Annotated in this window: 24 protein-coding genes; 8 read left to right on the top strand and 16 right to left on the bottom strand. The window is 60.8% G+C overall.

The features are described 5' to 3' along the window. Positions 1-44 precede the first annotated feature (44 nt). The gene (locus tag V8J81_RS14350; RefSeq protein ID WP_368476436.1) at positions 45-1,049 is read left to right on the top strand and encodes a Hint domain-containing protein; all 1,005 of its coding nucleotides are present in this window, start codon (positions 45-47) and stop codon (positions 1,047-1,049) included. A 55-nt stretch (positions 1,050-1,104) separates the two neighbouring features. Here the strand turns inward: V8J81_RS14350 and V8J81_RS14355 are convergent, their stop codons facing one another. From V8J81_RS14355 to V8J81_RS14375, 5 genes are all read right to left on the bottom strand, one after another. Next, positions 1,105-1,569 (bottom strand): Hsp20 family protein, encoded by a 465-nt coding sequence (locus V8J81_RS14355; RefSeq protein WP_368476437.1) that lies wholly within the window; start codon positions 1,567-1,569, stop codon positions 1,105-1,107. A 145-nt stretch (positions 1,570-1,714) separates the two neighbouring features. Then, the gene (locus V8J81_RS14360) at positions 1,715-2,563 is read right to left on the bottom strand and encodes a trypsin-like serine peptidase (RefSeq protein WP_368476438.1); all 849 of its coding nucleotides are present in this window, start codon (positions 2,561-2,563) and stop codon (positions 1,715-1,717) included. A 73-nt stretch (positions 2,564-2,636) separates the two neighbouring features. Continuing rightward, positions 2,637-3,965, bottom strand: a complete 1,329-nt coding sequence (gene glcF, locus V8J81_RS14365; RefSeq protein WP_368476439.1) for a glycolate oxidase subunit GlcF — start codon at positions 3,963-3,965, stop codon at positions 2,637-2,639. A 4-nt stretch (positions 3,966-3,969) separates the two neighbouring features. Further along, positions 3,970-5,109, bottom strand: a complete 1,140-nt coding sequence (glcE, locus tag V8J81_RS14370) for a glycolate oxidase subunit GlcE (RefSeq protein WP_368477652.1) — start codon at positions 5,107-5,109, stop codon at positions 3,970-3,972. Between the two features lie 81 nt (positions 5,110-5,190). After that, the gene (locus tag V8J81_RS14375; protein WP_368476440.1) at positions 5,191-6,636 is read right to left on the bottom strand and encodes an FAD-linked oxidase C-terminal domain-containing protein; all 1,446 of its coding nucleotides are present in this window, start codon (positions 6,634-6,636) and stop codon (positions 5,191-5,193) included. A 128-nt stretch (positions 6,637-6,764) separates the two neighbouring features. On the opposite strand from V8J81_RS14375, the gene V8J81_RS14380 reads away from it, so the two are divergent. Beyond that, positions 6,765-7,178, top strand: a complete 414-nt coding sequence (locus V8J81_RS14380) for a CopD family protein (protein WP_368476441.1) — start codon at positions 6,765-6,767, stop codon at positions 7,176-7,178. 64 nt (positions 7,179-7,242) lie between these two features. Continuing rightward, positions 7,243-7,593, top strand: coding sequence for a hypothetical protein (locus V8J81_RS14385; protein ID WP_368476442.1), 351 nt, complete (start codon positions 7,243-7,245; stop codon positions 7,591-7,593). Between the two features lie 342 nt (positions 7,594-7,935). On the opposite strand, the gene V8J81_RS14390 is transcribed toward V8J81_RS14385, so the two are convergent. Genes V8J81_RS14390 through V8J81_RS14410 form a run of 5 tightly spaced genes read right to left on the bottom strand, consistent with a single transcriptional unit; the run spans position 7,936 to position 15,643 of the window. Continuing rightward, positions 7,936-8,904, bottom strand: coding sequence for a leucine-rich repeat domain-containing protein (locus tag V8J81_RS14390; protein WP_368476443.1), 969 nt, complete (start codon positions 8,902-8,904; stop codon positions 7,936-7,938). Between the two features lie 7 nt (positions 8,905-8,911). Further along, entirely contained in the window at positions 8,912-10,981 is a 2,070-nt protein-coding gene (locus V8J81_RS14395; protein ID WP_368476444.1) for a hypothetical protein, read from the bottom strand. Positions 10,982-10,983: 2 nt separating this feature from the next. Next, complete coding sequence (locus V8J81_RS14400) at positions 10,984-13,743, bottom strand: DUF4159 domain-containing protein (RefSeq protein WP_368476445.1); 2,760 nt, start codon at positions 13,741-13,743, stop codon at positions 10,984-10,986. After that, positions 13,740-14,627: a DUF58 domain-containing protein gene (locus tag V8J81_RS14405; RefSeq protein ID WP_368476446.1), complete on the bottom strand. Its 888-nt coding sequence runs from the start codon at positions 14,625-14,627 to the stop codon at positions 13,740-13,742. The genes V8J81_RS14400 and V8J81_RS14405 overlap by 4 nt, the downstream gene beginning before the upstream one ends. Then, the gene (locus tag V8J81_RS14410; protein ID WP_368476447.1) at positions 14,624-15,643 is read right to left on the bottom strand and encodes an AAA family ATPase; all 1,020 of its coding nucleotides are present in this window, start codon (positions 15,641-15,643) and stop codon (positions 14,624-14,626) included. Before V8J81_RS14410 ends, V8J81_RS14405 begins: the two co-directional genes overlap by 4 nt. Positions 15,644-15,768: 125 nt before the next feature. Between V8J81_RS14410 and V8J81_RS14415 the strand changes: the two genes are divergently transcribed. The 4 genes from V8J81_RS14415 (at position 15,769) to V8J81_RS14430 (ending at position 18,190) form a co-directional block, all read left to right on the top strand. Continuing rightward, positions 15,769-16,350 (top strand): DUF1285 domain-containing protein, encoded by a 582-nt coding sequence (locus V8J81_RS14415; RefSeq protein ID WP_368476448.1) that lies wholly within the window; start codon positions 15,769-15,771, stop codon positions 16,348-16,350. 14 nt (positions 16,351-16,364) lie between these two features. Next, positions 16,365-16,949, top strand: coding sequence for a hypothetical protein (locus V8J81_RS14420; RefSeq protein ID WP_368476449.1), 585 nt, complete (start codon positions 16,365-16,367; stop codon positions 16,947-16,949). Between the two features lie 64 nt (positions 16,950-17,013). Further along, positions 17,014-17,406, top strand: coding sequence for a VOC family protein (locus V8J81_RS14425; protein ID WP_368476450.1), 393 nt, complete (start codon positions 17,014-17,016; stop codon positions 17,404-17,406). 82 nt (positions 17,407-17,488) lie between these two features. Continuing rightward, entirely contained in the window at positions 17,489-18,190 is a 702-nt protein-coding gene (locus V8J81_RS14430) for a helix-turn-helix transcriptional regulator (RefSeq protein WP_368476451.1), read from the top strand. On the opposite strand, the gene V8J81_RS14435 is transcribed toward V8J81_RS14430, so the two are convergent. After that, positions 18,187-19,035, bottom strand: coding sequence for a cobalamin B12-binding domain-containing protein (locus V8J81_RS14435; RefSeq protein WP_368476452.1), 849 nt, complete (start codon positions 19,033-19,035; stop codon positions 18,187-18,189). The genes V8J81_RS14430 and V8J81_RS14435 overlap by 4 nt on opposite strands. 212 nt (positions 19,036-19,247) lie before the next feature. Here V8J81_RS14435 and V8J81_RS14440 point away from each other — a divergent pair, with 212 nt between their 5' ends. Then, a complete protein-coding gene (locus V8J81_RS14440; protein ID WP_368476453.1) occupies positions 19,248-20,456 on the top strand; it encodes a cytochrome P450 in 1,209 nt (402 codons plus the stop codon). Positions 20,457-20,635: 179 nt separating this feature from the next. On the opposite strand, the gene V8J81_RS14445 is transcribed toward V8J81_RS14440, so the two are convergent. From V8J81_RS14445 to boxB, 5 genes are read right to left on the bottom strand one after another with little or no spacing between them, the layout of a single operon-like run. Next, on the bottom strand, positions 20,636-22,696 hold the full coding sequence (locus tag V8J81_RS14445) for an FAD-dependent oxidoreductase (RefSeq protein ID WP_368476454.1): 2,061 nt from the start codon (positions 22,694-22,696) through the stop codon (positions 20,636-20,638). Beyond that, the gene (locus V8J81_RS14450) at positions 22,693-23,589 is read right to left on the bottom strand and encodes a helix-turn-helix transcriptional regulator (protein WP_368476455.1); all 897 of its coding nucleotides are present in this window, start codon (positions 23,587-23,589) and stop codon (positions 22,693-22,695) included. The genes V8J81_RS14445 and V8J81_RS14450 overlap by 4 nt, the downstream gene beginning before the upstream one ends. After that, on the bottom strand, positions 23,586-24,017 hold the full coding sequence (locus V8J81_RS14455; protein ID WP_368476456.1) for an acyl-CoA thioesterase: 432 nt from the start codon (positions 24,015-24,017) through the stop codon (positions 23,586-23,588). The genes V8J81_RS14450 and V8J81_RS14455 overlap by 4 nt, the downstream gene beginning before the upstream one ends. After that, positions 24,018-24,476, bottom strand: coding sequence for a flavodoxin domain-containing protein (locus V8J81_RS14460; RefSeq protein WP_368476457.1), 459 nt, complete (start codon positions 24,474-24,476; stop codon positions 24,018-24,020). Positions 24,477-24,524: 48 nt separating this feature from the next. Then, a complete protein-coding gene (boxB, locus tag V8J81_RS14465; protein ID WP_368476458.1) occupies positions 24,525-25,973 on the bottom strand; it encodes a benzoyl-CoA 2,3-epoxidase subunit BoxB in 1,449 nt (482 codons plus the stop codon). Positions 25,974-25,980 lie beyond the last annotated feature (7 nt).

Here is a 25,980-nt window from a genome sequence, read left to right on the forward strand (position 1 = left end):
TGCCACATGCCTGATCGCACTGAATACGCGACAAGAGGCATGACATGGCCACAATCGACGGAAGCGGCAATGACGACACGCTGAGTGGCACTGAAGGCGATGACACCATCAACGGCAGCTCCGGAGAAGACAGTTGCTCCGGCGGAGGGAGAAATGATTCCGTCGACAGGGGTGATGACGGTGATCAGATCAGCGGCGACGCGGGCGACGATGGCAGTACGGTCCACGGTTACAACGATGACGGCACTCTCACCGATGGCAAATCAGAGGATGCATTCGTCATCCGCGATGGTCACGGCAATGACGTTATCACCGACTTTGATCCCGATAAGGAAATAATCGCCTTTGAGATGACGGAAATCGCGTCCTTCTCGGACGTTTCCGCAAGGTTGACCGAACAGAATGGCAATTCGATCATCACGTTCGACAATGGGGACCTGATCACCCTCTACGGCGTGACGAACGCTGATCTCTCCCCAAGCAATTTCGCCTATTCTGCCGGGCCCGTTTGCCTGATGGAAGGCACAATGATCCAGACAGAAAGGGGCGAGGTGGCGATCGAATACCTGCGTCCCGACGATATCATCTGGACAAAGGACAAAGGCTGGCAGGCCATTCGGTTGGTTACATTCGAACGCATGGTGTTCACACATCGGGACGATCCGGCGAAACCGATCCTTATTCCTTCAGGCGCCCTCGGAAGTGGGATGCCTAAGGTTGACCTGATCACGTCACCGCAACACCGGATCCTGCAAATCCTCCCTCGCACTGGTGAGGAGATTTTGGTCCCGGCTGTAAAGCTCATCGGGGAAAACGGCATCCGACGCATGCGCGGAAAGCGACGCGTGCACTACCTGAATATCGTTTTGGAGCGGCACTCCATCATCCAAGCCTCAGGATGCTGGGTCGAGTCCATGTTGATTACGTCCCGCAGTCTCGAACGCCAAACTAAGGCAGCGCGGCGATTGCTGGCCCATTGCAAAGACATGAGGGCCGCCCGCCGCATCGAGCAAAAGGGAGCGCGCGTTCGCCGATTGCGGTCCGCCTGACGGAAAAGGGCGGCCCGCTAAGGACCGCCCCCAAAAGAACCGAATTGCTCTCTGATCAGGCTTCGACAGCTTCCGCTTCGATGGCCTTAGCGCCGGATGTCCCAATCTCAATCCGGCGGGGTTTCAGCGCCTCGGGCACCTCACGCACAAGATCAATGTGGAGCATCCCGTTTTCGGCAACAGCGCCCGTCACCCGAACATGGTCAGCCAGTTGGAAGCGTTTCTCGAACGCGCGGGTTGCGATGCCGCGGTGCAGGTAAGTCCGCTTGTCGGCCTCATCCTTGTCCTTCTTCGCAGCGATCACCAACTGGTGCTCGCGTTGCTCGACGTTCAGGTCTGCCTCGGAGAAGCCCGCAACAGCGACAGAGATGCGATAGGCATTCTCATCGGTCTTTTCGATGTTGTAGGGCGGGTAGGAGTTGCCACCGGCATCCTGGGTCAACACCCGGTCAAGCATGTCAGCGACACGGTCAAAGCCAACGGTTGCACGGTAAAGCGGCGAAAAATCATAAGTGCGCATGGGTTATCCTCCATTGAGCGACAACGATATGGATGGGCTGCCCTTTTCAAAGGCGCAGGCCCGTTTGCGATAGATGTCGGCCCGCTCAGCGGCACCGACACAGCAGATGTGGGAAATGATTTCGGGGCTTTCAAGCCCCTTGAGGTCAAGGCCTCACAAAGCGGGCACCGATCCCGTCGCGCGTGTCATTTGAAGGGGACACGAAGCTTGTAGAGCCACCGAAGGTAGTAAAGGTCGCCGTCGCACCGGAAGCGTTTCTTTGCTGCATCAAGGTGTCCAACTGACCGTTCAACATGACAGCCAGCGAAATATCCTCACCATCTGCATGGCCGCTGGCGGACATAACGGCGATGACCTGCGCCCGCCCTTGGTTGATGTGGAGGACCGGCGCACCTGATGTGCCTTGCGCAACCTCGCAGCTCAGCGACCGCACTGCACCCTGTCGGGCCAGCACTTCGCACCCTTCTTCGATCGAGGCATAGGCTTCCCGATCCTCGCCGTACGATACGACGGTTACATCGCCATCTGGAACACGGGTCGCCGCAGCCCCGATATGTGGGATCGTCGCCGGAGAGATCGGTTGCCGCAGTTCAAGCAAGGCCAAATCACGCCCGATCATCTCAAGCTCTGGTCCAAGCTCATGACGGTATCCGGGCATGACAATTGTACGACGCACCTGCCGAATGGCCTCGGCGCGCCCGTTCCGCAAACCTGCAAGGAACGTCAGGTCTTCTGCGTCCAACAGCGCGTGCGTTTCCGGGTGGTAGACACAATGGGCCGCCGTCAAAACGAGGTCGGGCGCAATCAATGTGGCTGAGCAAAACGAAACGCCGGTATCAAGCCTGCCGACCGCGCGCCATTGGCGTGCCTCCGTCGCACTTGCCATGTCGCGCAGCCCGCTTTCCCCGTCACCAGGCCGGACCTGCGGCAAAACCTGTGCCGACAGCGGGATGGCAAGAAGACACGCGAGAAGGGCGAAATACACGCGATACATTGGCAGGCTCCGAAAGAACTCGTCGAGAGGAGCTAACCATTAACCGGGGCAAAAATATGACTATGACCGGACGTTACCTTAAGATCGGAACGGCAGGCTCCTCACGCCCTCGGTCAAGCGCGGCAGGTCGGGGGCCGCCTGTCGCCCAATCCAGAAGCTCTACCGTGTGAACGATAGGAACGTCAGAGGCTGAGCCGATTTGCATCATGCAGCCGATGTTACCGGCGGCAATGATGTCAGGTCTGGTGGCTTCCAGCGTTTCCACCTTTCGGGCCTGGAGTTGTTTCGAGATCTCAGGCTGCATCAGGTTGTAGGTGCCCGCACTGCCACAACACAAATGGCTGTCGGCAGGCTCCGTCACCTTGAACCCCGCCCGCTCCAAGAGGTCTTTTGGAAAGGTTTTGATCTGTTGGCCATGCTGCAACGAACAGGCGGCGTGGTACGCGACGCGAACGCCCTCCCCGCTTTGGGTCACTGCGCTTTCCGGCAGAAGGTCCATCAAGACCTCGCTGATATCCTTCGCAAGACCAGCCACCGCTGCTGCATCGTCGGCCAATTCACCGTCTTCTCGGAACATGTGGCCGTAATCCTTCACTGTCGTCCCACACCCGGAGGTGTTGATGACGATGGCATCCAGCCCTTGCCCCTTCATCTCATCCGCCCAGGCACGGATGTTCTTGGCAGCGGTCGCATGACTTTCCTGCGTCTTGCCCATGTGATGAGTCAACGCCCCACAACAACCGGCCCCTTCGGCCACGACCACTTCCGCGCCCAAGCGGGTCAGCAGGCGGATCGTGGCATCGTTGATGTCCGTGTTCAGCGCCTTTTGGGCGCAGCCGGTCATCAAAGCGACACGCATCTTCTTGTCCGGCACCGTAAAGACCTGCGGATCATCATTTCGACTGACCGGCGGGATGTATTTGGGTGCCATTTCCAGCATCGCGCGCAAACGGGCATCGGGCATCATCCATGCGAAAGGACGGCCTATCTTGGCCCCAAGCAGCGCAAGGCGAAACCGGGTCGGATAGGGAAGGATCTGCGCAAGGGTCCAGCGCAAGACACGCTCAAAGAACGGGCGCTTGTAGGTCTGCTCAATATACTCCCGCGCATGGTCGACCAGATGCATGTAATGCACCCCAGATGGACACGTCGTCATACAGGCGAGGCAAGAGAGACACCGGTCGATATGCTTCACGGTCTTCTCGTCGGCCGGACGCCCGTTTTCCAGCATGTCCTTGATCAGGTAGATGCGTCCGCGCGGGCTATCGAGCTCGTCCCCCAGCACTTGGTACGTGGGGCAAGTCGCGGTGCAAAACCCGCAATGCACGCAGGTCCGCAGGATTTCGTTGGACCGCGCGGTGGCGGGGTCTTTCAGTTGCTCAGGCGTAAACGTCGTCTGCATTGGCTTAGGCCCCCATCAATCCCGCGTTCAGAATGCCCCGCGGGTCAAACTGCTGCCTCAACCCCCGCGACAGGCGCGCAACACCAGCAGCTTCGGGTTGGAACACACTAACCTCGGACAGCACGGTTTCCGGGCCTTTCACCAAAGTCGCATGTCCCCCAACGCTCAGGCAAAGCTCCTGCAGCTTGTTGTGGAACTCGGTGACGCCAGCCTCTTCTGTCAAACGGACCCACGCCAAACCACCTGCCCAATCCAGCCGATAATCGAATCCAACGGTCTCATGCATCCCGGCGATCAATTCCTGCACCATGTCAGAAGGCTTCATCGAAATGCGCCAGACAGCCGCCGATCCTTCTTTAAAATCCTGAACGTCGCGCAGTCGTTTCCAAAGGTTTTCAGAGGCAACCGGATCATCGATCAGATCAATCTCACCACCGATCAGCGCCCGCAAACGCTCCGTCCGGTAGGAAACCGAGCTCTCCAATCCCTCGACCCGCAGATAGACCGCTTCGCCCGGCACGTAGGCCGCCCCATTCACGTCAAAGGGCGAGGTCGTGGCCTGCGTCATGGCCTCCAAAGCGGCGGCATCAGATTTCACCCGCACAGCAAGAGTGGCCCCGTTCAGCTTCGGCAGAACCTTGAATGCGACCTCGCTCATCACACCAAGGGTGCCCCATGACCCCGCCATCAGCTTCACCAAGTCGTAGCCGGTGACGTTTTTCATTACACGACCACCGTTTTTGAGAACCGTGCCGCTTCCATCCACAAACCGCACACCGATCAGGGAGTCCCGGCACGCCCCCGCCTGAAAGCGCCGCGGGCCAGAGGCATTGGTGGCAACGACGCCGCCAATGGTCGAGGCGCCGTTGCGCCCCAGCAAGGCGCCCATATGGGGCGGCTCGAACGGCAGCATCTGTCCTTCCGCATCCAATAACGCCTCAATCTCTGCCAGTGGCGTACCGGAGCGCGCCACCAGGGTCAGTGCACCGGGTTCATACAATTCCACCCCCGACAGCGCAGACAGAGACAATACTTCCCCCGCATTAGGCGCACCAATCGACCGGGTGCCGCCACCGACGATCCTGAGCGGGCCCTTCGCATCCGCAATCATTCCGGCCAGCTCGGCCTCACTTGCAGGGCTCAACATCTTGCCCGTCCCTCTTTGTTCCAAAAAAATGCTGGGGGAGCGCGAGGGGGCAAAGTCCCCTCGCATTGGTCGACGCCGTCAGGCGGCGACATCTCTTTCCCGACGCGCTCGCGACGTCTCAAGCGGAAACACCTTCGCGGGGTTCAAAAGCCAAGCCGGGTCGAACACGTCCTTCACCCGCATCTGCGCTTCCATGTCGGCCTCTGTGAATTGTGCCCCCATCAGGTCGCGTTTCTCGATGCCGACTCCATGCTCGCCCGTCAGGCAGCCACCGACTTCAACGCATAGCCGCAGAATGTCCGCGCCGCATTGCTCACAAAGCTCCAGATCTCCGGGCTTGTTGGCGTCGAACATGATCAGCGGATGCATGTTACCGTCGCCTGCGTGGAACACATTTCCAACCTTCAATCCGTACCTTGCCGAAATGTCCTCAATCCCCTTGAGAACACGGGGCAATTCACTGACCGGGATCGTCCCGTCGAGGCACATGTAATCCGCCACCTGCCCCACGGCACCAAAGGCGCTTTTGCGACCAAGCCAGATGCGTCCGGCCTCTTCGGCCGTTTCTGCTTCGCGCAGTTCCACCGGGTTGTGGGACCTCGCAATCTGTTTGATCAGGCCTAGTTGCGCGTCGATTTCGGCTTCGCTGCCCTCCACCTCCACAATCAGCAAAGCCTCGCATTCGGGATAACCCGCCTTTGCGTGCTTCTCGGTGATTTCCAGAATGGGCTTGTCCATGAACTCGATGGCGACCGGCAGAACACCCGCCTTGATAATGTCGCTAACGCAGGCACCAGCCACTTCGTTTGAATCGAAAGCAATAAGAACCGGCCGCGCGCCTTCGGGCTTGCGAAGGATGCGAAGCGTCGCTTCGGTCACCACCCCCAGCTGCCCTTCACTGCCGCAAATCAGGCCAAGCAGGTCGTATCCGCCGGAATCGAGATGCGCGCCGCCGATCTCGATCACGTCCCCCTCCATCGTGACCATGGTCACGCCCAGAAGATTGTTCGTCGTCACGCCGTATTTCAGGCAATGCGCGCCGCCGGAATTCATCGCGATGTTGCCCGCAATCGCGCAGGCCAATTGCGAAGACGGGTCTGGCGCATAGAAGAAGTCTTCGGCTTCAACCGCGCCCGTCACCGACAGGTTTGTTCGCCCTGTCTGCACGCGGATGATGCGGTTGTCATAGTCCGTCTCCAGCACACGGTTCATGCGCGCCACGCCAAGAATAACCGAATCTGCTGTTGGCAGTGCACCACCTGCTAGCGAGGTGCCGGACCCACGCGGCACCACGGGCACGCCCTCTTCATGGCAAACCTTCAGGGCGGCAGCGACTTCTTCGGTGTTGCTTGGCAAAATGGCCGCGAGAGGCGGGCATTTATAGGCTGTCAGCGCATCGCATTCATAGGCGAGCGTCTCTGCTTCATCGTGGATCACCGCCGATTTCGGAAGCACCTTTTGCAGCCGTGCAACGATACGCGCTTTGCGTGCCAGAACACTGGCATCGGGCTTTGGCATTTCCATCGGTCACACTCCTCAAGCAATCGAATTGGTAAAAATATATAACCAATATGGAAATTTGGCAAAGGAATTCATCTGCTGGCCGCGTCTCAACTTGCAGGCCGGTGAAATAGCCCCCAGAACCCAAAGCCATGGAATGGGTCAAGGTCTTGCATCTGTTGTGTGTTCTGGGGTGGATGACCGGCATCTTCGCCGCCCCAAGGGCCATCATTTTCTGGAAACGGGAATATGCTGCAAGCGGGCAGTTTGGCCCAACGGGGGACCTGACGATCCGCATCTATCGCTTCTCCCTCGGCCTAGGGGTCATCGCGATTCTCTCTGGCCTCTACCTCGCGCACCTTTGGGGTTGGCCCACCTGGAGCCATGCCAAGATCGCGGTCGTTGCTGCGCTGGCCGCGCATTACGGTTGGACAGGTCGGCTGGTCCTGCGGGCGCGTAAAGGTATCTTCACCGAAAGCGATCGCTGGCTGCGCATCTACAACGAAATCAGTGTGCTTGGGGCAATCGGGGTGCTGATCCTCGTCGTTTACAAACCCTGGGGCTGAGCTGCGGAATGCCCCTCACACCATTGTGGCTTTCAACCTTCGCCGCACCCGGTATCGTGACCGCATGAAATATCTCATTCCATTCCTTCTCCTCGCCCTGCCTGCCCACGCTGATCCCGCCGAAATCGTCGGTATCGAGGCGCAGCCCGGAGCTGATGGGTGGCGCTTTTCCGTGACACTCGCCCATGCCGATACCGGTTGGGACGATTATGCCGACGGTTGGCGCGTTGAACTTGCGGATGGCACCGTTGTCGGGGACCGCCCCCTCGCGCACCCGCATGTGAATGAGCAGCCCTTCACCCGGTCCACGTCTGGCGTTGTGATCCCTGATGGAACGACTGAGGTCTATGTCAGGGCGCGCACCAACGTGGACGGTTGGGCGGACGAGACTACCCCGTTCCAGCTTCCGCGCTGAAAATCGCCTTACCCGCGCCTTAACTCGATCCTGAAATCGCCGCGATGCCCCTGCAACTGTTTCCTCAATAAACGGAGGCAGTCCTATGCTCGACACCTACAAACCGCACCATGCGTCCCGCAAACCCAAGGCAGCTGTTGCCACGCGCCGTTGCCATCGATGCCGCTCCAGCGGGATGTGCCCCTGTCGCACATGCGGTGGTTCGGGCAAAATCTTCGCGGGCGCGGACCGCGCCGGGCGACCTTCGTTCCGGACGTGCCAAGGCTGTTCCGGACGCAAGCAAATGCGTTGCACCACCTGCAACGGCGCGCTCTTCCTCTGAACGGTCCGGATCAGCAGCGTCTAAGCACGCCCTACGCCTAGCAAGGCCGCAATCGCTGGAACCAAACCCAGCTGGTATTGCCCCAAAGCAATCCTGTCCCCGTTGACAGATAGAGAGCCCGCCTCTGGATCAAACCAGACGCCATCAGGTGTCGGGCAAACGGCACCGATCTGTTCGGCCCAATCGTGGCCAGACCATTCAGGATCGTGAAATCCGTTCAGGTAATCGACATCGACGGTGAACCAGCCACCCTTGGAAACAGCCGATATGGCCCGCTTTCGATCAAACGGAAGGCTTTTGTCCATGCGGATCATGTCCAGCCGCTCGGCACGATCCTTCAGGGCCGCGAACGGCGTCGGGTCGGGGCCATTCACCGCATTCAGCCAAAGCAGCCGAAGCCGATGATCCGGCAGGCAATCCCAATCGGGCAGTGAAAGGCTTTGCAAGCGTAACTCGGTCAGCGCCGCGCAGTCCTTCAGGGCAGAGATACCTTTCGAATATCCCATGACGTAGAGTTTCCTGAGGTGCTTTAACCCCGCCAAACCCGCCAAATTGACAGCTTTGGATGCTTTGCCTTCTCGGATAAGAGATAGCTCTTCCAATTCAGGCCAACCGGCCAAAACCTCACCCAACGAGTACGCGGCACGGACCTCAAGATTGGCGGATTTCAGTTTGGTGAGAGACGCCAAGGGGGCTACGTCAGCGATTGCCGGAACGCCGTAATGCACATCGAGATGCTGCAGATCCGGAAGCGCCCGTAGCCCTTCCAGATCAACGGTTATACGGTGATCCATCGCAGAGTAGAGACGCAAACGCTTGGACGGGTGGGCCTCAAAGATCGCGTTGAGCGCCCCGAGCACATCGTCAGGTAGAGTTGCGAATTGGTCTGACAGGCATTGCAGCGTAATGTGGGCTGCATCATCGCCATGAAGATCACGTTCGACACGTTTCAAGTCGTCGACAGTTGCGGCGGGCAGCTCGACAATCATGTCTGCCTCACGCCCGCCCCTCGCGAAGCCAACCTGCCAGCATCAGGGTTGCGGCAATCACTAGAAACAACCAGGCCGAGACCAAGGGTGTGACCGCCACATCGGTCGTTACGTAGGCCTCGCGTGTCGTCAGACCCAGCCAACCGCGGCCATGGGCCACCCTGCCCTCACCCACGCGACGGATATCGGGCAAGCCCTCTTCCAAACGGAAGGTCCGCCCGCCGGTTGCCTCGGCCAAAGGATCAATCTGATCCGAACCGGCTATCGTTACCTCAAACTCGCGCGGGGCGGCGGGACCCAACGCAATGACGCGTTCCAGATCGCCTTCGACCAGCCGATAAAGGCCCTGCTCCGCCCCTTCGATTTCGGCCGTGAATGCACCGGGAGAGGTCTCCTCAAGCAGCACTTCAATCTCTTCGCCATCCGGCGTTGTGACCGTGACGGCCCCGACTTCATCGGCCAAGGTCCGGCGTGTGATCAGGATGGTCTGGCCGTCGACTTCAGCGGTCAGGGCCTCTTCCTCAAGATCCGGCTCACCCATCATCCAATGGGCCAGACGGCGCAACAACTCCAACTGCGGGCCGCCGCCCTCATAACCGCGATCCCACAGCCAGGCATGGTCGGAGGCCAGTAGCGCAACACGCCCCTCCCCCACACGGTCCAGCATCAGAAGCGGCGCACCGTTTACGCCCTCCATCACCGTTTGCCCGCCTTGCTCGGTCAGCTCGATCTGCCGGAACCAACGGCCCCACGGGTCGTCGCTTGTGGGCAGCGGCGTATGTTCCATCTCCAGCCCAGTTGTGACCGGGTGGCGCGCGCCCAATTCACTAATGGTCGGCAGGTAAGGTTCTTCCAACACGCGCGCGGTGGGCCGCCCTGGCAAGATGTCCGCCAAGGGCGTTCGGAACAGCGAGGACGCGCCCGCGAAATCGGGTCCGGCCGCCAGCAAAAGCGCGCCACCGTCTTCGACATACCTGCGGATATTGTCGAGGTAGAGCATCGGAAGGATCCCCCGCCGCTGGTAGCGGTCGAAGATGATCAGGTCGAATTCATCGACGGCTTCCATGAACAACTCGCGCGTCGGGAACGCGATCAGCGAGAGTTCCGAGACAGGCACTCCGTCCTGACGGTCGGGCGGGCGCAGGATGGTGAAGTGGACAAGATCCACAGACGGGTCAGACTTCAGCAGATTGCGCCAGGTGCGCTGGCCGGGATGCGGCTCACCACTCACCAGAAGAACGCGAAGCCGGTCGCGGATGCCGTTGATCTGCACGACAGCAGCGTTGTTGCGCGTCGTCAGTTCATCGGCGGCTTCAGGGACCGTGAACTGGATCACGTTCTGACCGGCGTGTTCCAGCGTCAGTGGCAATTCCAGGCTTTCACCAACGGGAACGGTGTAGGTCTGAGGCGCCCCCCCATCAACGGAGATGACAATGTCTGACCGCCCACCAATGACCGCGGGCGGCAACGCGCCCTGATCTTCGATCCGTAAGGTCAGGGTCAGTTCTTCGCCAATAATTCCAAAGGCAGGCGCCGTCTCGATCACCAAGCGCCGGTCCCAATCCGTCTCACGCCCCGTGATCAGCGCGTGGATCGGCGCGGGCATGTCCGGCACCAAATCTGCGTCATGCAGACGGCCATCTGTGACCAGCAGAGCACCGGCGACACGGGCGCGCGGCTCCTCTGCCATCATCCGCTGCAATTCAGCCATCATGAGGGTTCCGGAATTGTCCTCCGCATCGCGCACACGGGCGATGCGGGGCTCCATCCCAAGGCCTTCAATCTCAGCTTCCAAGGCCTCCAGCGCCTCAGCCGTTTGTTCGGGTCGGTCGCTGATCCGCTGTGATGCGCTTTCATCGACGACGACCAGAACGATATCCGTCAGCGGCTCCCGTTCTTCGTTTTGCAAAGACGGGTTCACCAGCGCGGCCAGAAGCGCCACACCCGCCAGCAGGCGATAGAACCAGCCAGACAACCCGCGCCAGATGCCAAGCGCCGTGATCAGCACCAGCGCAATCCCAAGCCCGTAAATCACGGTCCATTGCAACAAGGGGTCAAACAGGATCAGATTTTCCATGTCTACTGCCCCAGCCGGTCAAGAAGGGCGGGCACATGCACCTGATCGCTTTTGTAGTTGCCCGACAGGACATGCATCACAAGGTTCACACCGAAACGCAGCGCAATCTCGCGCTGCCGCTCGCCCGTTTGGCCGCGCCCGACCGGGAACATCGGACGTCCGCTTTCGTCTTGCGCCCACGCCGCCGCCCAATCATTGCCGCCGATCAGAACCGGCGTGACGCCATCGTTGAGGTTGCGGAAAGGCATGCCCTCGATCTGTTCCGCATCGGCAGGTGCGGCTTCGACCCATACGTCGCGGCTGATGTGACGCCCCGGAAAATCCTGCAGCAGATAGAATGTGCGCGTCAGAACATGGTCATCGGGGATCGGCTCAAGCGGCGGAATATCAAGCGGGGCCGCGATCAACTGCAACCGCCGCCCTTCTGGCGTGCCGGATCCGAAGCGGCCAACATGGGCATCGCGCGTATCGAACACGATCATCCCGCCGCCGCGAAGATAGTCATTCAAACGGCGGTAGGCAGCAGCTGAGGGGATTTCCTGATTGGGCGTGATCGGCCAGTAAATCATGGGGAAGAATGCAAGCTCATCCAACTCAAGATCGACGCCGAGCGGGGGCGCGGGTTCGACGCTCGTGCGCTGGTAAAGTGTGTTGGATAAGCCCTGTAGACCGGCGCGAGAGGTCTCATCGACATCTGCATCGCCTGTCAGAACATAGGCCAAAGTCGCCTCGGAAGTGGCGAGCAGTGCAAGCTCTTCCTCAACGGAAAGGCCCTGGGCGTCAGCGCCCTGCGGGATTGCAAACGCAGCCAGTACCATTGCCGCGCGGGTTAACCCACCAAGGCGTCCTGCCAGCCAAAGCGCGGCGATCGCGTCGATCAGAAGCAGGACCAAGGCCCCGGTCAGGAACGCAGCCATCAGATCAGTAGGCTCAACCACAACCATCCCCTCAACCGGCACATTCGCGGGCCACTCAGCAGCAGTCAGTGCAGCACCTTGCGCGATGACATTGCGCGCTAGGCGTCGATCCTCACCGGCATAAAGGCCCGGCAACAACTCCGCCGACAATGGCGCGGTCGCCAGATCCTCACCCAGCACGCCGGGGCGGGTTCCGGCGTCGCGCAGAACGCCATATCCATCCAGCACCTCTTCTGGCGTCCAGACCGTGCCTTCCAGATCCTCGGCTTCGGGTGCCACGGGCCGGGTCGAGACCGCCAGCCGCTCCAGCATCTGGACGAACAACCCGGAGAGCGGAAGGGTCGACCATTCCGCATTTGCCGTCACGTGGAACAGGACAACGCTGCCCTGTCCAAGCGGCGCGCGCGTCACAAGCGGTGTGCCGTCTGAAAGGCTCGCAATCGTGCGTTCGCTCAAAGTCGGGTCTGGCTGCGCCACAACTTGGCTGGTGACTTCCACATCTTCTGGGATCGACAGGCCGAAGAAGGGCGATCCCTCCTCAAAAGGCTCAAGCGATTTGGGTTCACCCCAAGACATGGCGCCGCCGACCGTGCGTCCACCAATGCGCAGGCGCACGGGCATTAGCGGGCCGGATTCATCCCGCGCCACGTCCGACCCCGCCAACCTTGTGCCGGCAAAGCGCACCAGCAACCCGCCGTTTTCGACCCATTCAATCAGCGCCTGCTCTTCTTCCGAGGCGAAGGTGGCAACATCTGCCAGCATGATCACATCGGGCGATGCGACAAGGATGTCGGACAATGAACCTTCCATGAGATCGGCAGTCGGCTCCAAAGCTTCGCGCAGGTAGTGCAGCGGCGACAAAAGTGCCTGCTGCTCATCTTCCGCGCCGCCGGAAATCAGGGCCACTTGCCTGCGCTGCAAGGCATCATCCGTCAGCGCAACGGCACCGGCATGGCGTTCCGTGCTCAACTCGAACCGCGTGATGCGGTTGCGCAATTCGGGCGGCAGATCGAATTCAACCTGCGCAACCATCGCGCCCGGCTCAAAAGTCGCGCTGGCCTGCGCTAAATCCCGTGGCAGGCCGGAAGGGTCCAGCCCGTGGGCAACCACCGTGACCTCTCGCGGCGTGTCCGAACCAATCCGGGTCAAATCCGCACGGATCGCCCCATCCTCAAATCGCGGCGGGGCAAGCGCGATCAGGTCGCGGTCACCCTGAAACACCGAAAGCGGCCCAAGATTTTCAAATGCTGATGTCAGATCATCACGGCCGTCATGGGCCACACCATCCGAGAACCAGAACACCTCAACCGGGCCGTCAATCTCCGCCGCCCATTCCATCGCCGCCGCCATATCCGGCGCGTAAGGTGCGGGTTCCAAAGTGGGGACACGCGGGGCCCAGGCGCTTGCCGTCTGAAAGGCGAGGTCCCCCGACGGCAAATCCGTCAGCTGTACAACAGCCACTTCACGGCCCGCACGACCGGCATCATCCAAAAGCAAGCCCGCACGGTCCAACCGCATGGGCCAGTCGCGGGCCGAGGCCCAAGAGCCATCCATCACAATCAGCAGCGGACCATCGCCTGCCACGCGGTCCACTTGCGGGTTCAGCACCGGGCCAGCAAAGCCCACGATAGCCGCAGCAACCGCCAGCATACGCAGGAATAGCAACCACCACGGCGTCTTGTCCGTTTGGCTTTCGTCGTCTTTGAGACCAAGCAACAAGGCGATGCCGGGGAACCGCCGCCGGATCGGCGCAGGCGGGACAGCGCGTAACAGCCACCACAACACCGGCAAGGCGATTAGGCCCAACAACAGCAGCGGCGTGGCGAAGGCAAGCGATCCGATCATTGCCGCTCCAACACCTGATAGAGCCACAGAAGCGCAGGCTCAGCCGGGCCATCCGTGTGGTGCACGTGAAACTGCCAGCCGGTGCGCCGTGCCATGGCCTGAAGTGCGTCTTTCCGGGCGGCCAACCGTCCCAGATACTCTTCGCGCAGGGACTTTGCCTTCAATGTCTCAAACCGAATGGCACCCGACATCGACTCAAACAAAGTCCGCCCATCAAAGGGAAACGCCTCCTCGTCGGGGTCCAGCACCATGACCAAAGCGCCTTTTACGCCCCGATCGGCGGACCGGCCTAGAACCGTTTCAATCGCGCTTGGCTCGCCAAGAAAATCGCTGAAGAACACAGCGCGCGCGCCGCTTGGCATCATCTGCGGCTTGGGCTCACCATATTCTGGCCGGTCATCCCCATCCATCAGCGCGGCTGCCATCCGCATCAACTGGGCCTGCCCGCCACGCGGCGGCTCCGCAAGATGGGTCAGGCCCACACGCTCTCCACCCCGCACCGCAATCACGGCCAAGGCCATCGCAAGTGTCTGCGCGCGGCGGAGTTTTGAGGGGCGCGATTTCGAGCCGGAATAGGTCATGGAGGCCGCATCATCGACGCCAAGCATCACGGCCTGCGCGGCCTGCCATTCGGTCTGCCGTAGAAAATGTCCGTCTGACCGGGCCGAGCGTCGCCAATCAATGGCACGATAACTGTCACCGGCCTCCGCCGGGCGATATTGCCAGAACTCATCCCCCGTGCCTGCACGTTTGCGGCCATGCACACCCAGCAGAACCGACGCCGCCAGATGCTGCGCGTCGGCCAGCAGCGCGGGCATAGAGGCCGCAACAGCCTCCGACCTGGATCGCAGCGTGTCCGGAGTATGGAGGGAAAGCTCGCTCAAGCGGCCGCCTCGATCCGGGTAACGCGGGCCGTGACTTCGTCAATGACCTGCTCAAGCACCGCACCCTCAGCGCGGGCCGCAAAGGTCAGCGCCATGCGGTGCGACAGCACGGGGCGCGCCAATGCTGCGACATCGTCAGCGGAAGGCGACAGACGCCCATCCAACAGCGCCCTCGCCCGTGAGGTCAGCATCAAGGCCTGCGCCGCGCGAGGGCCCGGCCCCCAAGCGACAGAGGTCTTCACAACGTCCGGCGCCTCAGCTTCATCCGGGCGGCACGCGCGCACCAGATCAAGGATCAGGTCCACGACAGCCTCACCCACCGGCATCTGGCGCACGACCTGCTGCGCCTTGATCAGCTCTTCGCCGCTAAAGACCTCGCGTGAGACGGCTTCCTCCGTGCCGGTCGTGGCGATCAAAATGCCGCGCTCGGTCTCCCGGTCAGGGTAAGGCACGTCAATCTTCACAAGGAAGCGGTCCAATTGCGCTTCCGGCAAGGGATAGGTCCCTTCCTGTTCAATCGGGTTTTGCGTAGCGAGGACGTGGAACGGTGCGGGCAGTGGCCGGTGCTCACCCGCGATGGTCACCTCCCGCTCCTGCATGGCCTGAAGCAAAGCGGATTGCGTGCGCGGCGAGGCGCGGTTGATCTCGTCCGCCATCAAAAGCTGGCAAAAGATCGGCCCTTCAAGGAACCGGAAATTGCGCGATCCGTCGTCCGCCGTCTCCAGCACTTCCGAGCCAAGGATATCCGCAGGCATCAGGTCCGGCGTGAACTGCACACGGTTGGCCGACAGCCCCATGACCGTCGACAGTGTATCGACCAGCAAGGTTTTCCCTAGCCCCGGAAGACCCATCAGAAGCGCATGGCCACCCGACAGCATCGCCGCCAACGACAACTCCACGACGTTCTCTTGCCCGATGATCCGTTGCCCGATGGAGGCCTTCGCCTCACCAAGTTTGGCCCCCAGGGCCTCAATATCGGCAATCAGCTGCGGGCCGGGAAGTTCGGGGGGGGTCATGGCAATGCTCCGCTGGGACGTTAAATATGCATGTAATAGGTAGAGACCTATGCCGCCGACCACAAATGGCAAAAGCCAAAGGCGGACAAATGATCGTGAAAACGCGTGCACAAGGGAGGGCCGCGATGAACCCGGCAACGGATCAACTGCTCAAAGCGGCGCAAGATGCGCAGAAACAGGGTAAATTACCCCCCGTCCACCTATGGAACCCCGCGTTCTGCGGCGATCTGGATATGGAGATTAAGCGCGACGGTACGTGGTTTTACGAGGGCACGCCCATTGGCCGGAAACCGCTGGTGCGCCTGTTTTCTACGATCCTGAAGCTGGAAGACGGCAAATACTTCCTCGTCACGCCGGTCGAAAAGGTCGGCATCCGCGTCGAGGATGCGCCTTTCGTTGCGGTCGATATAGAAGCCGCGGGCGACGGCCCGACGCAATCCATCTCTTTCGCGACGAATGTGGGTGACACAGTAATCGCCGGCAAAGATCACGCCATCCGTGTGGAGCGCGATGAGACGGGCGAACCCTCGCCTTACGTCCACATCCGCGCGGGGCTTGAGGCGCTGATCGATCGCAAAAGCTTCTACCGCTTGGTCGATATGGGCGAAGCGCATGAGGTCGACGGAACCGAGATGTTCGGCGTCTGGTCGGGCGGCCTGTTCTTTCCGATTATCCCGGTCGCAGACCTCGACCTGAGCGAAGCGTAGAAGATCCGCTGTCCATGGCTGACCACCTGAACCCAGTACGACGCGCCTTGCGTAAGTCAGCGATTTCCGCACCGCCCGACCCTTGGCGAGAGGTCGCGCGCCTTGCCGTGGGTGGCCTGACCGGCGTCGGATTTGAGCGTGAGAACGAGACGCTTCTGGTCACGTCAGCCAATGGCCAAAGCGTCATTGATTGTACAAACGGGGAGCGGCTCTACCGCAACCGCGACGATGACGGTTTGGGCCATGGCTTCCTGCAGGCGCAGCGCCTTGACCGGCCGCAAGACGCGCCGATCAGCACGTCTGGTATTGAAGGCGGAGGCCTGCCCTGCCTCACCACCGATGGCTGGACGTGCCGGAGCATCCCGCTGGATTGGCCAGAGACCTTTCACATTCTGGAGCCGCCGGGCGCTTCCATCTATTTCTCCAAATCCCTCTTCGCTGGCAGCAACAAAGACGCCACTTTCTTCCTAATGGCGAAAGCCGCAGATGAGACGCGCGCCTTCGGGTTTTCATGGACAGGGCAAACCCTGATTTGGGCATGTTCATCGGATTTGTTCATATGGTCGCGCGCTCCTGAAAACCGGGCGACACGCTCCTGACACAACCCTGTCAGGAGGGGGGTGTTAGACCTGCTCCATCACAACCTCAGATGGAACGAAACACATGTCACATACCTGCATGAACCCCGGCTGCTGGTTCGAAATCGCGGTCGCAGACCTTGAAGCTGCGCGGGATTTCTACGCCGCAATCCTTCAAACCGAACTTGCCATCACCGATGATATGGGCCCCAACCCTGTCGTGTTCTTCCCCCACAACGACGAAAAGCCCGGCATCGGTGGCCACCTTTACCCAGGCACGCCGTCCCGTGACGGAAACACCGTTCATATGATGGCCCCGCCAGACCTCGACGCCATGCGCGAACGGATCACGGCGGCCGGCGGAACGGTCGAAAGCGCCGACATTCCCATCCCGTCAGGCGCGTTTTTCTACGCGCGCGACCCCGACGGAAACTCTATCGGTTTCTTCAACTTCAACGCCAAGGCGCAGGCGGCGTAAGTCGAATGGGCGGGCCCCTGAATGGCGGCCCGTCTCGCCTCACGTCTTTCAAGCAGCATCAACCCAAGGTAGAATTTCATTCATGCGCCGCGCCGACCGCCTTTTTCGACTGATCGACCGGCTTCGCCCCGGCAAGCTCACCACGGCCCGAGATCTGGCCGAAGCGATGGAGGTGTCGGAACGCACCATCTACCGTGACATCGCGCATCTTCAGGCCTCGGGCGTGCCGGTAGAGGGGGAAGCGGGCTTGGGCTACATGATGCGCGACGGCTACGACCTTCCGCCCCTGATGTTCACCGAGGAAGAGATCATTGCGCTCAGCGTCGGTGCGCGCATGGTGCAGACCTGGGGCGGGACAAGCATGGCGCGTGGAGCGGAACAGGCGCTTGAAAAGATCACCGGCGTGATCCCCGAAGCGACCCGAAGCAAGGCTGAACGATTGCAATTCAAAGCATGGGCCAGCCGACCGCTCGACGCCCATACGCGCACGACAATAGACACGGTCGAGGCCGCCATCCGCGCGCCAGAACGGATCATGCTAGAATATGCGGACGAAAAAGGTGCGCGCACCGAACGCCCGATACGCCCTTTGGGCCTATGGTTTTGGGGTGCTGTGTGGACCTTGGTGGCGTGGTGCGAATTGCGGAATGATTTCAGGATGTTCCGGTTAGATCGTATTCGCGATGCCGTATTGCTGGGGCCGTACGTGCCCGATGCATCTCAAACACTGGATGCATTCTACGAAAGTGATGCGGCTGGGTATCATTCGACCGGCAACCCTTAGCCTGTTGCCGATATCTGCGGCTGCTGTTGCCGCGACTTTGCACAATCAAGCGCGGCCTGGATATCCGTTTCCGCGGTTTCCAAACCTTCGATAATGCCATCACACTCGGGCAATTGCGCCATGGCCAACGGGTCTTGCGTAACAGCGCCAGCCAATACAATCGCAAGGTTAGGCCGCCGCGCTTGAACGTCTGCAACTAGCCGGCTCAACGTGTCCATCGTGAGCGACCCGGAACAGCTGATACCCAGAACCGGCCGATCGTCGGAAAGAATCTGTCGAACCAAGGCGTCATGGCCCAGCCCGACCAAGGCACTTACATCCCAACCCAAACGCCGAAAATGATCGGCGGCCATCAGCACACCCAAAGTATGGGTTTCACCGGGCGTCGCAACGAACAGGGCTTCCTTCACATTGCCCGTCAGGCTCGCAGCCACACCACCTGGCAAGTTGCGCAAAATCGCATGCATCCGCGCGGTCGCCATGGAGACTTCTGTGAACGGTAGTTTGTCGCAATCCCACAGGCGGCCAAGCTCTCGCGCAGCCGGAGTGAAATAGGAAAGACAAAGTTCCCGCACTGTCAGCCCGGCGTCCAAGAGGTCACTGACCAAGGCCTCTGCTTCATCGCTATCGGCATTCGCCATTGCGCGCGCCATTGCACTGACATGGGGATTTGGAAGAGCAGCCATCGCTTCTGCCGATAATTCGGCCTCCCTCGGACCTGATGCAAGCTCAGCCAAGGCCAATGCCGCAAGGTCGCTCACCCCGTCCCGGCCCATAAGAGCCTCGGGGTTTTGCGTTACCACCGTGCCGCGCTTGCTGCCGGTCTCATCGAATCGGGTCGCCACGTTCCTTCTCTCCACCTGAGCGGAAGAGGGAATCAGCCGATCCGGAGGCTTCTCCTCGCGCTCACGATATGTATACCACGGCATTCACTTAATGTGTCAATTTTTGTTTACACCATCAAAGCTTTGGCCGGCGTAAACCAGCTGCCAATCCTTTTCTTTTGCTTGTTATGTGTTGGTTTTCCCTGCAATAATTTCAGCATGGAGGCGTACACATGCTCGACCTTTCCAGCTTCGATTTGAACGCCATCGACGCTGAATTCATTGACGACCCCTACCCAACACTTGCGCAATTGCGCCGGGATGCTCCGGTGCATCACAACGCTGATAGCTCGGTTTTCCTGACCCGGCACGATGATTGTCTAGCGACCTATCGCTCGCGCGACATGCTGTCGGACAAGACCGAGGCGTTTGGAGCGAAGTTCGGGGAATGCCCGCTAAAGGTCCATCACACCACCAGCCTGATCTTCAACGACCCGCCCTATCACACGACCGTCCGAAAACTGATCGCAGGGGCCTTCACGCCCCGAAAACTGGCAGAGATGGAGCGCCTGATCGAAGGCATCGTGGATCGTCTTCTGGATCGTGTTGAAGATCTGGGCGAGCTCGATTTGATTGCCGATTTTGGAATGATGCTACCAACCGAAATCATCAGCTTCATGCTGGGTGTGCCCGAAGACTACCGGGCCAAATTGCGCGGCTACTCCATCGCAATCCTTGGCGCGCTTGATCCGGTGGTCCCAGCCCAACGTATGGCGGCGGGCAACAAAGCGGTTGAGGAATTCGGCGCGATCCTTTCGGACCTCATTGACCATCGCCGCGCAAATCCAGATGGCGCGGGCGAAGGGGAAGTTTTGGAGTCGCTGATCTTCGGGGAGCATGACGGGCGGCGGCTGACGCAGGAAGAACTCGTGCAGAACTGTATTTTCCTGCTGAACGCGGGGCATGAGACGACGACGTCGCTGGTGGGCAACTCGGTGGGTCTGTTCCTTGATCACCCGGACCAGCACCGCAGATTGCTGGACGATCCTTCATTGGTCGGCACGGCGGTTGAGGAATGCCTGCGCGTCGAAAGCCCGCTTCAGATCGGCAACCGCTTGGCGGGGGAGGATATTGCGTTGCCTTCGGGGACGGTCATTCCGAAGGGCACGTATATCCACACCTCCATTGCGGCCGCCAATCGCGACCCGGACGTCTTTGACAATCCAGACAGTTTCGATATCGCCCGCAAGCCGAACCCGCACATCGCCTTCATCACTGGCATCCATGTCTGCCTTGGCGCGAGCCTTGCGCGGATGGAGGGGAAGATCGCCTTGGGGCGGTTCTTTGAGCGCTTTCCGAAGCTGGCTGCGAACGGACCGAGAGAACGGTTGGGACTGGCGCGATTCAGGGGCTACACGAGCTTGCCGATCCGAGTGAAGTAGGGCCGGTTGCGAGGTTGCAACCGGGGGCTAACACACTATTTTCGAATAGCTTTTCGGATCCCATTTGCTGAAAACTAGTAGTTTCCAAGCGGTTCTTCGCACCTCGAACAATAGCGCGTGACGGTGAGGTCGGACCCTCTGGGGGAGCCGTATCGGCCAAGATGAAGGAGCGGGCGCGCCTAGCTCTTCGACCACTCCGCTAACGAAATACCGCGTTCGGCACAGTCCGCGAGCACCGGCGAGAGTTTCCAAGCCACTGGGTCTTCAGCTTGCAGGGCGGTGATCCGTTCGACGATATGAGGAACGCCAAGCGTATCGGCGTAGTGCATCAGCCCGCCGCGCCAGCGCGGAAACCCGTAGCCGAAGACGGTCACAAGGTCGATGTCGGCGGCGCTTTGCGCGATGCCTTCGGCCAGCACATCGGCGGCCTCGTTGATCATGGCCATTGTCAGGCGTTCAACGATCTGCGCCTCGTCATATTCGATGCGCTCGATGCCCGCAAAATGCGCTTCTTCCAGCGCGAGGTCAGCAACGATGGGGTCTTCGACTTTGCCGCCACCGCCGGGGTAGCGATACCAGCCCGCGCCGACCTTTTTGCCGAGTTTGCCGAGTTCGACCATGCGATCCGCGATGGGGATGTAGCGCCGGTTCGGGTCGCGCGTGGCATCCTGCCTGCGCCGGGCCGCGTAGCCGATGTCGAGGCCGGAGAGGTCCGCGACCTCATAAGGGCCCATCGCGTAGCCAAAATTCTCCATGGCTTCATCGACCTCCCATGGGGTCGAGCCGTCCATGAAGACCGTATCGGCGGCCTCGCGGTAGCGCGAATAGATGCGATTGCCGATGAAGCCATCACAGACCCCAGCCAAGACGGGAACCTTCTTAAGCAGTTTGCCAAGCGCGTAGCCTGTGGCCAGCGCGTGATCCGACGTCTTTTTGCCCTTCACGATCTCCAGAAGGCGCATGATGTGGGCGGGCGCGAAGAAGTGCAGGCCAAGCACGCGGGACGGGTCACGCGTGCTGGCCGCGATTTCATCGACGTCGAGGTAAGATGTGTTGGTGGCCAGCACCGCGTCAGGCGAGAGGGCCGTGTCGAGTTGGGCGAAGATCGCTTTCTTAACCTCCATATCCTCGAAGGCGGCTTCGATGGCGAGTGGGGCGTTCCCGGCTTTGCCGTAGTCCGTTGTTGCCGTCAGCCGATCTCGCAGCGCCTGAGCGCCGTCCTCAGAGAGGCGGCCGCGGTCGATGCCGGATTGGATCAGCTTGCCGATGTTCGCCTCTGCCCGGTCGACACCATCTTGGTCGGTTTCCAGAAGCGTGACCGGAAGGCCAAGCGACAGGCAGGCATAGGCGATGCCCGCACCCATCGTGCCGCCGCCCACCACGGCGATTTCCGTCAGTTCAGGCGCGGCAGGCAGCCCCTTGGGCGGCTTTGCAGCGCGTTCGGCGAAGAACATATGGCGCAGCGCGCGAGATTGATCGCCCTGTTTGAGGTCCATGAACGCTGCGCGTTCTTGAGCCATCGCGTCGGCGAAAGGCAAGGATAGGCCCTGCTCAATGACATCCACGGCGCGCAGCGGCGCAACTTGACCGGGCGACCGCTTGGCAAGCCTCTCGCGGATCGCCGTGAAGGCCGCTTCATCATGGTCGGGCGTGGGCAATTCCCATGTGGGCACGACGCATTGCAACTCCTCGGTGTTGATCATGTCGGCAGCCTCGACCGGATCATCTTCGACCGCGTGGATCAGGCCCGCCTTGAGTGCATCTACCGCACGCAGGGGCCGCCCGAAGGCGATCATGTCGAGCGCTTTTTCCAGACCCGTCAGGCGCATCGCGCGCTGTGTGCCACCCGCACCGGGGATTACGCCAAGGGTCACTTCCGGCAAACCGATCTGCGCTTTCGGGCCTGCAATGCGCATCCGGCAGGCCAGCGCGATTTCCGCGCCGCCCCCAAGGGCCACGCCGTTGATTGCGGCAATCCACGGCACAAAGCTGCGCTCAATGGCATCACAGACGTCAGGCAGAAACGGTTCCAACGCCGCACCATCGAATTCGCGCGCATCGGCGCCGGCGGCAAAGGCGCGGCCCGCGCCCGTCACGATCACGCGGTCGAAATTCTCCCGCTCGGCCCAAGCGACAGCCTCCATCAACCCTTCGCGCATCGCCTTGCCGATGGCGTTCACGGGCGGATTGTCGAGGGTAACGAAGCCGGTCAGGCCGTCGGCGCGCAGGGTGACAGTCATGAGGTCTCCGGTGGCAGAAAGCCGTGTTGGTCGATCAGGGCAAGCAGGTCAGTGATAGACGCGTCCAGTGTCGCGCGGGACGTATCCAGAATGGCATCGGCGCGGCCATATTCAGCCTCTCGCCCTGTCAGGATAAGGCGCAGTTGCGCCATGGCTTGCGGGTTGCCTTCCATGGGGCGGGTGTCGCCTTGGGCCTGAACCCGGGCCATATGCTCTTCCGGCGTGGCTTTGACCCAAACGGTGTGGAACCGTGCGAGAAGGGCGGCAAAGGTCCGCGCCTCATCCACAATACCTCCGCCAACGGCGATGATGGCGCGGTCCTGGTCGGCAACGATGGCATCTAGCGCGTCAGCCTCAAGCTGGCGGTAGCCATCGGTGCCGTAAAGCGCCATGATCTCGGCCACGGGCATCCCACCTGCCGCTTCAATCTGTTCATTGAGTTCGATGAAGGGCACACCCCGCGCCTTCGCCAAAGCCGCGCCGAGGGTGGATTTGCCCGCCCCGCGCAGGCCAATCAGGCAGATGCGGCTAGCCTTCTGAGCATCGGCCTGGTGCAACAGGGCCTGCACACGCGCCTGAGTGTCGGCATCGGCGCGCGCAAAGGCGGAAGCCACGCGGGCGCAGTCAGGTGTTAGACTTTGGCGTGCGACGAGTGCCTCTATGGGCAAGTCGAGGGCAGATGCGACACGTAGAAGCAAGCCGATGGAAATATTGCCCTCACCGCTTTCAAGCTGCGCGAGATAGCGGGGAGAGACGCCCGACGCCTCTGACAGGACACGGCGCGACATGCCCTTTGCACCACGGGCCGCACGTACACGGTCACCGACCTGCGCCTGCAGTGCGGTCACGGCTGTGTCGTTGGCGATAGGGGGATGGCCGGATTGGTCGGTCATTTCGGGATGTGAGCCTCCACCAAAGTGCGGATGTCGTCGGGGGCGGGGCGGGATTTGAATTGGTCCGCGATGATGAAAACGCAGGTGAATGCGCCCTCGAAACAGGTGGTGCCGTCCTGCACTCCGTCGACGCGAAAGGTGATCGACTTGGTGCCAAGCGCCGACGGCCAGGTGTGGCACTTCAGGATGTGGCGCGGGGTGACGGGGCTTCTGAAATCCATCTCCATCCGCACGAATGGGGTCCCGACGTTTTTGTCGAGCTCCATCTCATACCAGCCTGCATCGGCGTAGTGCGTGGCCCACCAGGCGTTGATCGCATCGAGCGCGAACCAAGGCAGCCGCGCGGTGTAGGCAATCTGAGCCGGGTCGCAATCGCCCCAAGTGACACGGATGTCATGGACGAACGCACTGTTAGGGCGGGGCTGCATTCAAGCGGCCTCAGCCTTGGCGAGACCCATGATTTCCTGCGCCCAAGGCACGGCCACGTCCTCCGGCAGATCGGGGGAGGACGCGTCGTGGATGCCACGTTCACCGACCATTTTGGCGCCGCGTTCGATGAGCTTCTCCATCATGATCTTGGAGCCAAACGCGAAGGTTTCCGAGAACACCATGTCGCCGAGGCCGAAGACCGCGAACTTGACGTGGGAGAGGTCGGGTTTCTCGGCCTCCATCTTGTCGTAAAAGGGCTGCGCGGCCATCGGCAAGTCGCCGTTTCCATAGGTTGATGTCACAACGAAATAGAACGTCTCGCCGTCCAGATCGGCGGGATCGATATCGCCAAGGGACGTGATCGTGCAGTCGAAACCGTCGCCCAGATCCTCTTCGATATCCTCGCAGAGAATTTCGGCAGTGCTGGTCTCGGTCCCATAGAGAAAGTGGATTTTCATCGCGCGTTTCCTTGTTGGGGCGCGACCAAAGCCGCGCCCGTTTGGCCCTTAGGCCATGTGCAGTTTGACGTATTCGAAATCGCCGGGCTTGTTGTCGATCCCCTGCTTGGGCGGGGCGATCCAACCGGCGAATTCACCGGGCTCGTAGCACGGCACCATCAGCGACTGGATATAGGCGCCGTCCTCTTTCGTGGGCAGCCATTTGTCGACGTTCGCAGCCCATTCCTCGTTGGAAATCAGCGCGCCCTCTGGGTTCGCCTTGATCGCCGAGAACACGCCAATCTGCCGGTGGAAGGCCTGATCGGGCAGCTTGAGTTCAAACTCCACACCCGTCTTCTGGATCGTCTTGTTCCAGCGCCGCAGACCGCCCGACGCATCGCGGATGTAATCATCGCGCAAGCGCATGTTGATCGCGGTCAGCGCGGGCACTTCCTTGTCGAAGATCTTGCCGTCTTCCAGCACCTTCACGACGTAGGTGGCGTCGGTCAGCTTGTGGTCGTCGTCAATCCGCTGCTCCATGTATCGGCCCTTGATGCCCGCGTTGAACGCGTTGGCGGCGTTGGTCGAGACCTCTTGCCCGAACAGGTCGAGCGACAGGGAATAGTGCAGGTTCAGCTTCTTCTGGATCGTGGGCAGGTCGATGACGCCCAGATCGCGCACGCGGCCGATGTCGTAGGGGTCGGTGATGCCCGCTTCTTTCATCGCTTCGCAGGTGCGCTGCACGATGCGGCTGACGCCGGTTTCGCCCACGAACATGTGGTGCGCTTCCTCGGTCAGCATGAAGCGGCAGGTGCGGCTGAGTGGGTCGAAGCCTGATTGCGCGAGGGATTCCAGCTGCATCTTGCCGTCACGGTCGGTGAAGTACGTGAACATGAAGAAAGACAGCCAATCGGGCGTTTCTTCATTGAACGCACCCAGCATCCGCGGCGCCTCATCCGAGCCAGAAGAGCGGCGGAGCAGATCATCGGCCTCTTCGCGACCATCCTTTCCGAAATATTTCTGCAGCAGGTACACCATCGCCCAAAGGTGGCGGCCCTCTTCGACGTTCACCTGGAACAGGTTGCGCATGTCGTAAAGCGATGGCGCGGTGAGGCCGAGGAAGCGCTGCTGTTCGACGCTGCCCGGCTCGGTATCGCCCTGAATGACGATCAGGCGCTTGAGCATGTTGCGATACTCGCCCGGCACTTCCTGCCACGCGGGCTGACCGGCGTGCTCGCCCATCGGGATCGTGCGTCCTTCAACGGCGGGGGCCAGAAGCACGCCCCAGCGATATTCGGGCATCTTCACGTAGTCGAATTTCGCCCAACCCTTCGGGTCCACGCTGACTGCTGTGCGCAGATAAACCATGCTCTCCTGAAAGTTCTGGGGGATCAGACGGTTCCACCAATCCAGATAGCCGGGGTGCCATTTCTCCAGCGCCTTCAGAACCTTACGATCGCTGGACAACCCCACATTATTGGGGATCTTGGTATCATACGAAATATCTACTGCAGTCATGTCTTGC

It is taken from the genome of Gymnodinialimonas sp. 202GB13-11 (assembly GCF_040932485.1).
Classification (GTDB): domain Bacteria; phylum Pseudomonadota; class Alphaproteobacteria; order Rhodobacterales; family Rhodobacteraceae; genus Gymnodinialimonas; species Gymnodinialimonas hymeniacidonis.

Coding starts and splice junctions, on each gene's coding strand:
- V8J81_RS14460 (WP_368476457.1), bottom strand. CDS start 24,476: ATGAAAATCCACTTTCTCTATGGGACCGAGACCAGCACTGCCGAAATT.
- V8J81_RS14395 (WP_368476444.1), bottom strand. CDS start 10,981: ATGGAAAATCTGATCCTGTTTGACCCCTTGTTGCAATGGACCGTGATT.
- V8J81_RS14455 (WP_368476456.1), bottom strand. CDS start 24,017: ATGCAGCCCCGCCCTAACAGTGCGTTCGTCCATGACATCCGTGTCACT.
- V8J81_RS14440 (WP_368476453.1), top strand. CDS start 19,248: ATGCTCGACCTTTCCAGCTTCGATTTGAACGCCATCGACGCTGAATTC.
- V8J81_RS14445 (WP_368476454.1), bottom strand. CDS start 22,696: ATGACTGTCACCCTGCGCGCCGACGGCCTGACCGGCTTCGTTACCCTC.
- V8J81_RS14450 (WP_368476455.1), bottom strand. CDS start 23,589: ATGACCGACCAATCCGGCCATCCCCCTATCGCCAACGACACAGCCGTG.
- V8J81_RS14400 (WP_368476445.1), bottom strand. CDS start 13,743: ATGATCGGATCGCTTGCCTTCGCCACGCCGCTGCTGTTGTTGGGCCTA.
- V8J81_RS14380 (WP_368476441.1), top strand. CDS start 6,765: ATGGAATGGGTCAAGGTCTTGCATCTGTTGTGTGTTCTGGGGTGGATG.
- boxB (WP_368476458.1), bottom strand. CDS start 25,973: ATGACTGCAGTAGATATTTCGTATGATACCAAGATCCCCAATAATGTG.
- V8J81_RS14425 (WP_368476450.1), top strand. CDS start 17,014: ATGTCACATACCTGCATGAACCCCGGCTGCTGGTTCGAAATCGCGGTC.
- glcF (WP_368476439.1), bottom strand. CDS start 3,965: ATGCAGACGACGTTTACGCCTGAGCAACTGAAAGACCCCGCCACCGCG.
- V8J81_RS14410 (WP_368476447.1), bottom strand. CDS start 15,643: ATGACCCCCCCCGAACTTCCCGGCCCGCAGCTGATTGCCGATATTGAG.
- V8J81_RS14415 (WP_368476448.1), top strand. CDS start 15,769: ATGAACCCGGCAACGGATCAACTGCTCAAAGCGGCGCAAGATGCGCAG.
- V8J81_RS14360 (WP_368476438.1), bottom strand. CDS start 2,563: ATGTATCGCGTGTATTTCGCCCTTCTCGCGTGTCTTCTTGCCATCCCG.
- V8J81_RS14430 (WP_368476451.1), top strand. CDS start 17,489: ATGCGCCGCGCCGACCGCCTTTTTCGACTGATCGACCGGCTTCGCCCC.
- V8J81_RS14385 (WP_368476442.1), top strand. CDS start 7,243: ATGAAATATCTCATTCCATTCCTTCTCCTCGCCCTGCCTGCCCACGCT.
- V8J81_RS14350 (WP_368476436.1), top strand. CDS start 45: ATGGCCACAATCGACGGAAGCGGCAATGACGACACGCTGAGTGGCACT.
- V8J81_RS14355 (WP_368476437.1), bottom strand. CDS start 1,569: ATGCGCACTTATGATTTTTCGCCGCTTTACCGTGCAACCGTTGGCTTT.
- V8J81_RS14390 (WP_368476443.1), bottom strand. CDS start 8,904: ATGATTGTCGAGCTGCCCGCCGCAACTGTCGACGACTTGAAACGTGTC.
- V8J81_RS14375 (WP_368476440.1), bottom strand. CDS start 6,636: ATGGAAATGCCAAAGCCCGATGCCAGTGTTCTGGCACGCAAAGCGCGT.
- V8J81_RS14420 (WP_368476449.1), top strand. CDS start 16,365: ATGGCTGACCACCTGAACCCAGTACGACGCGCCTTGCGTAAGTCAGCG.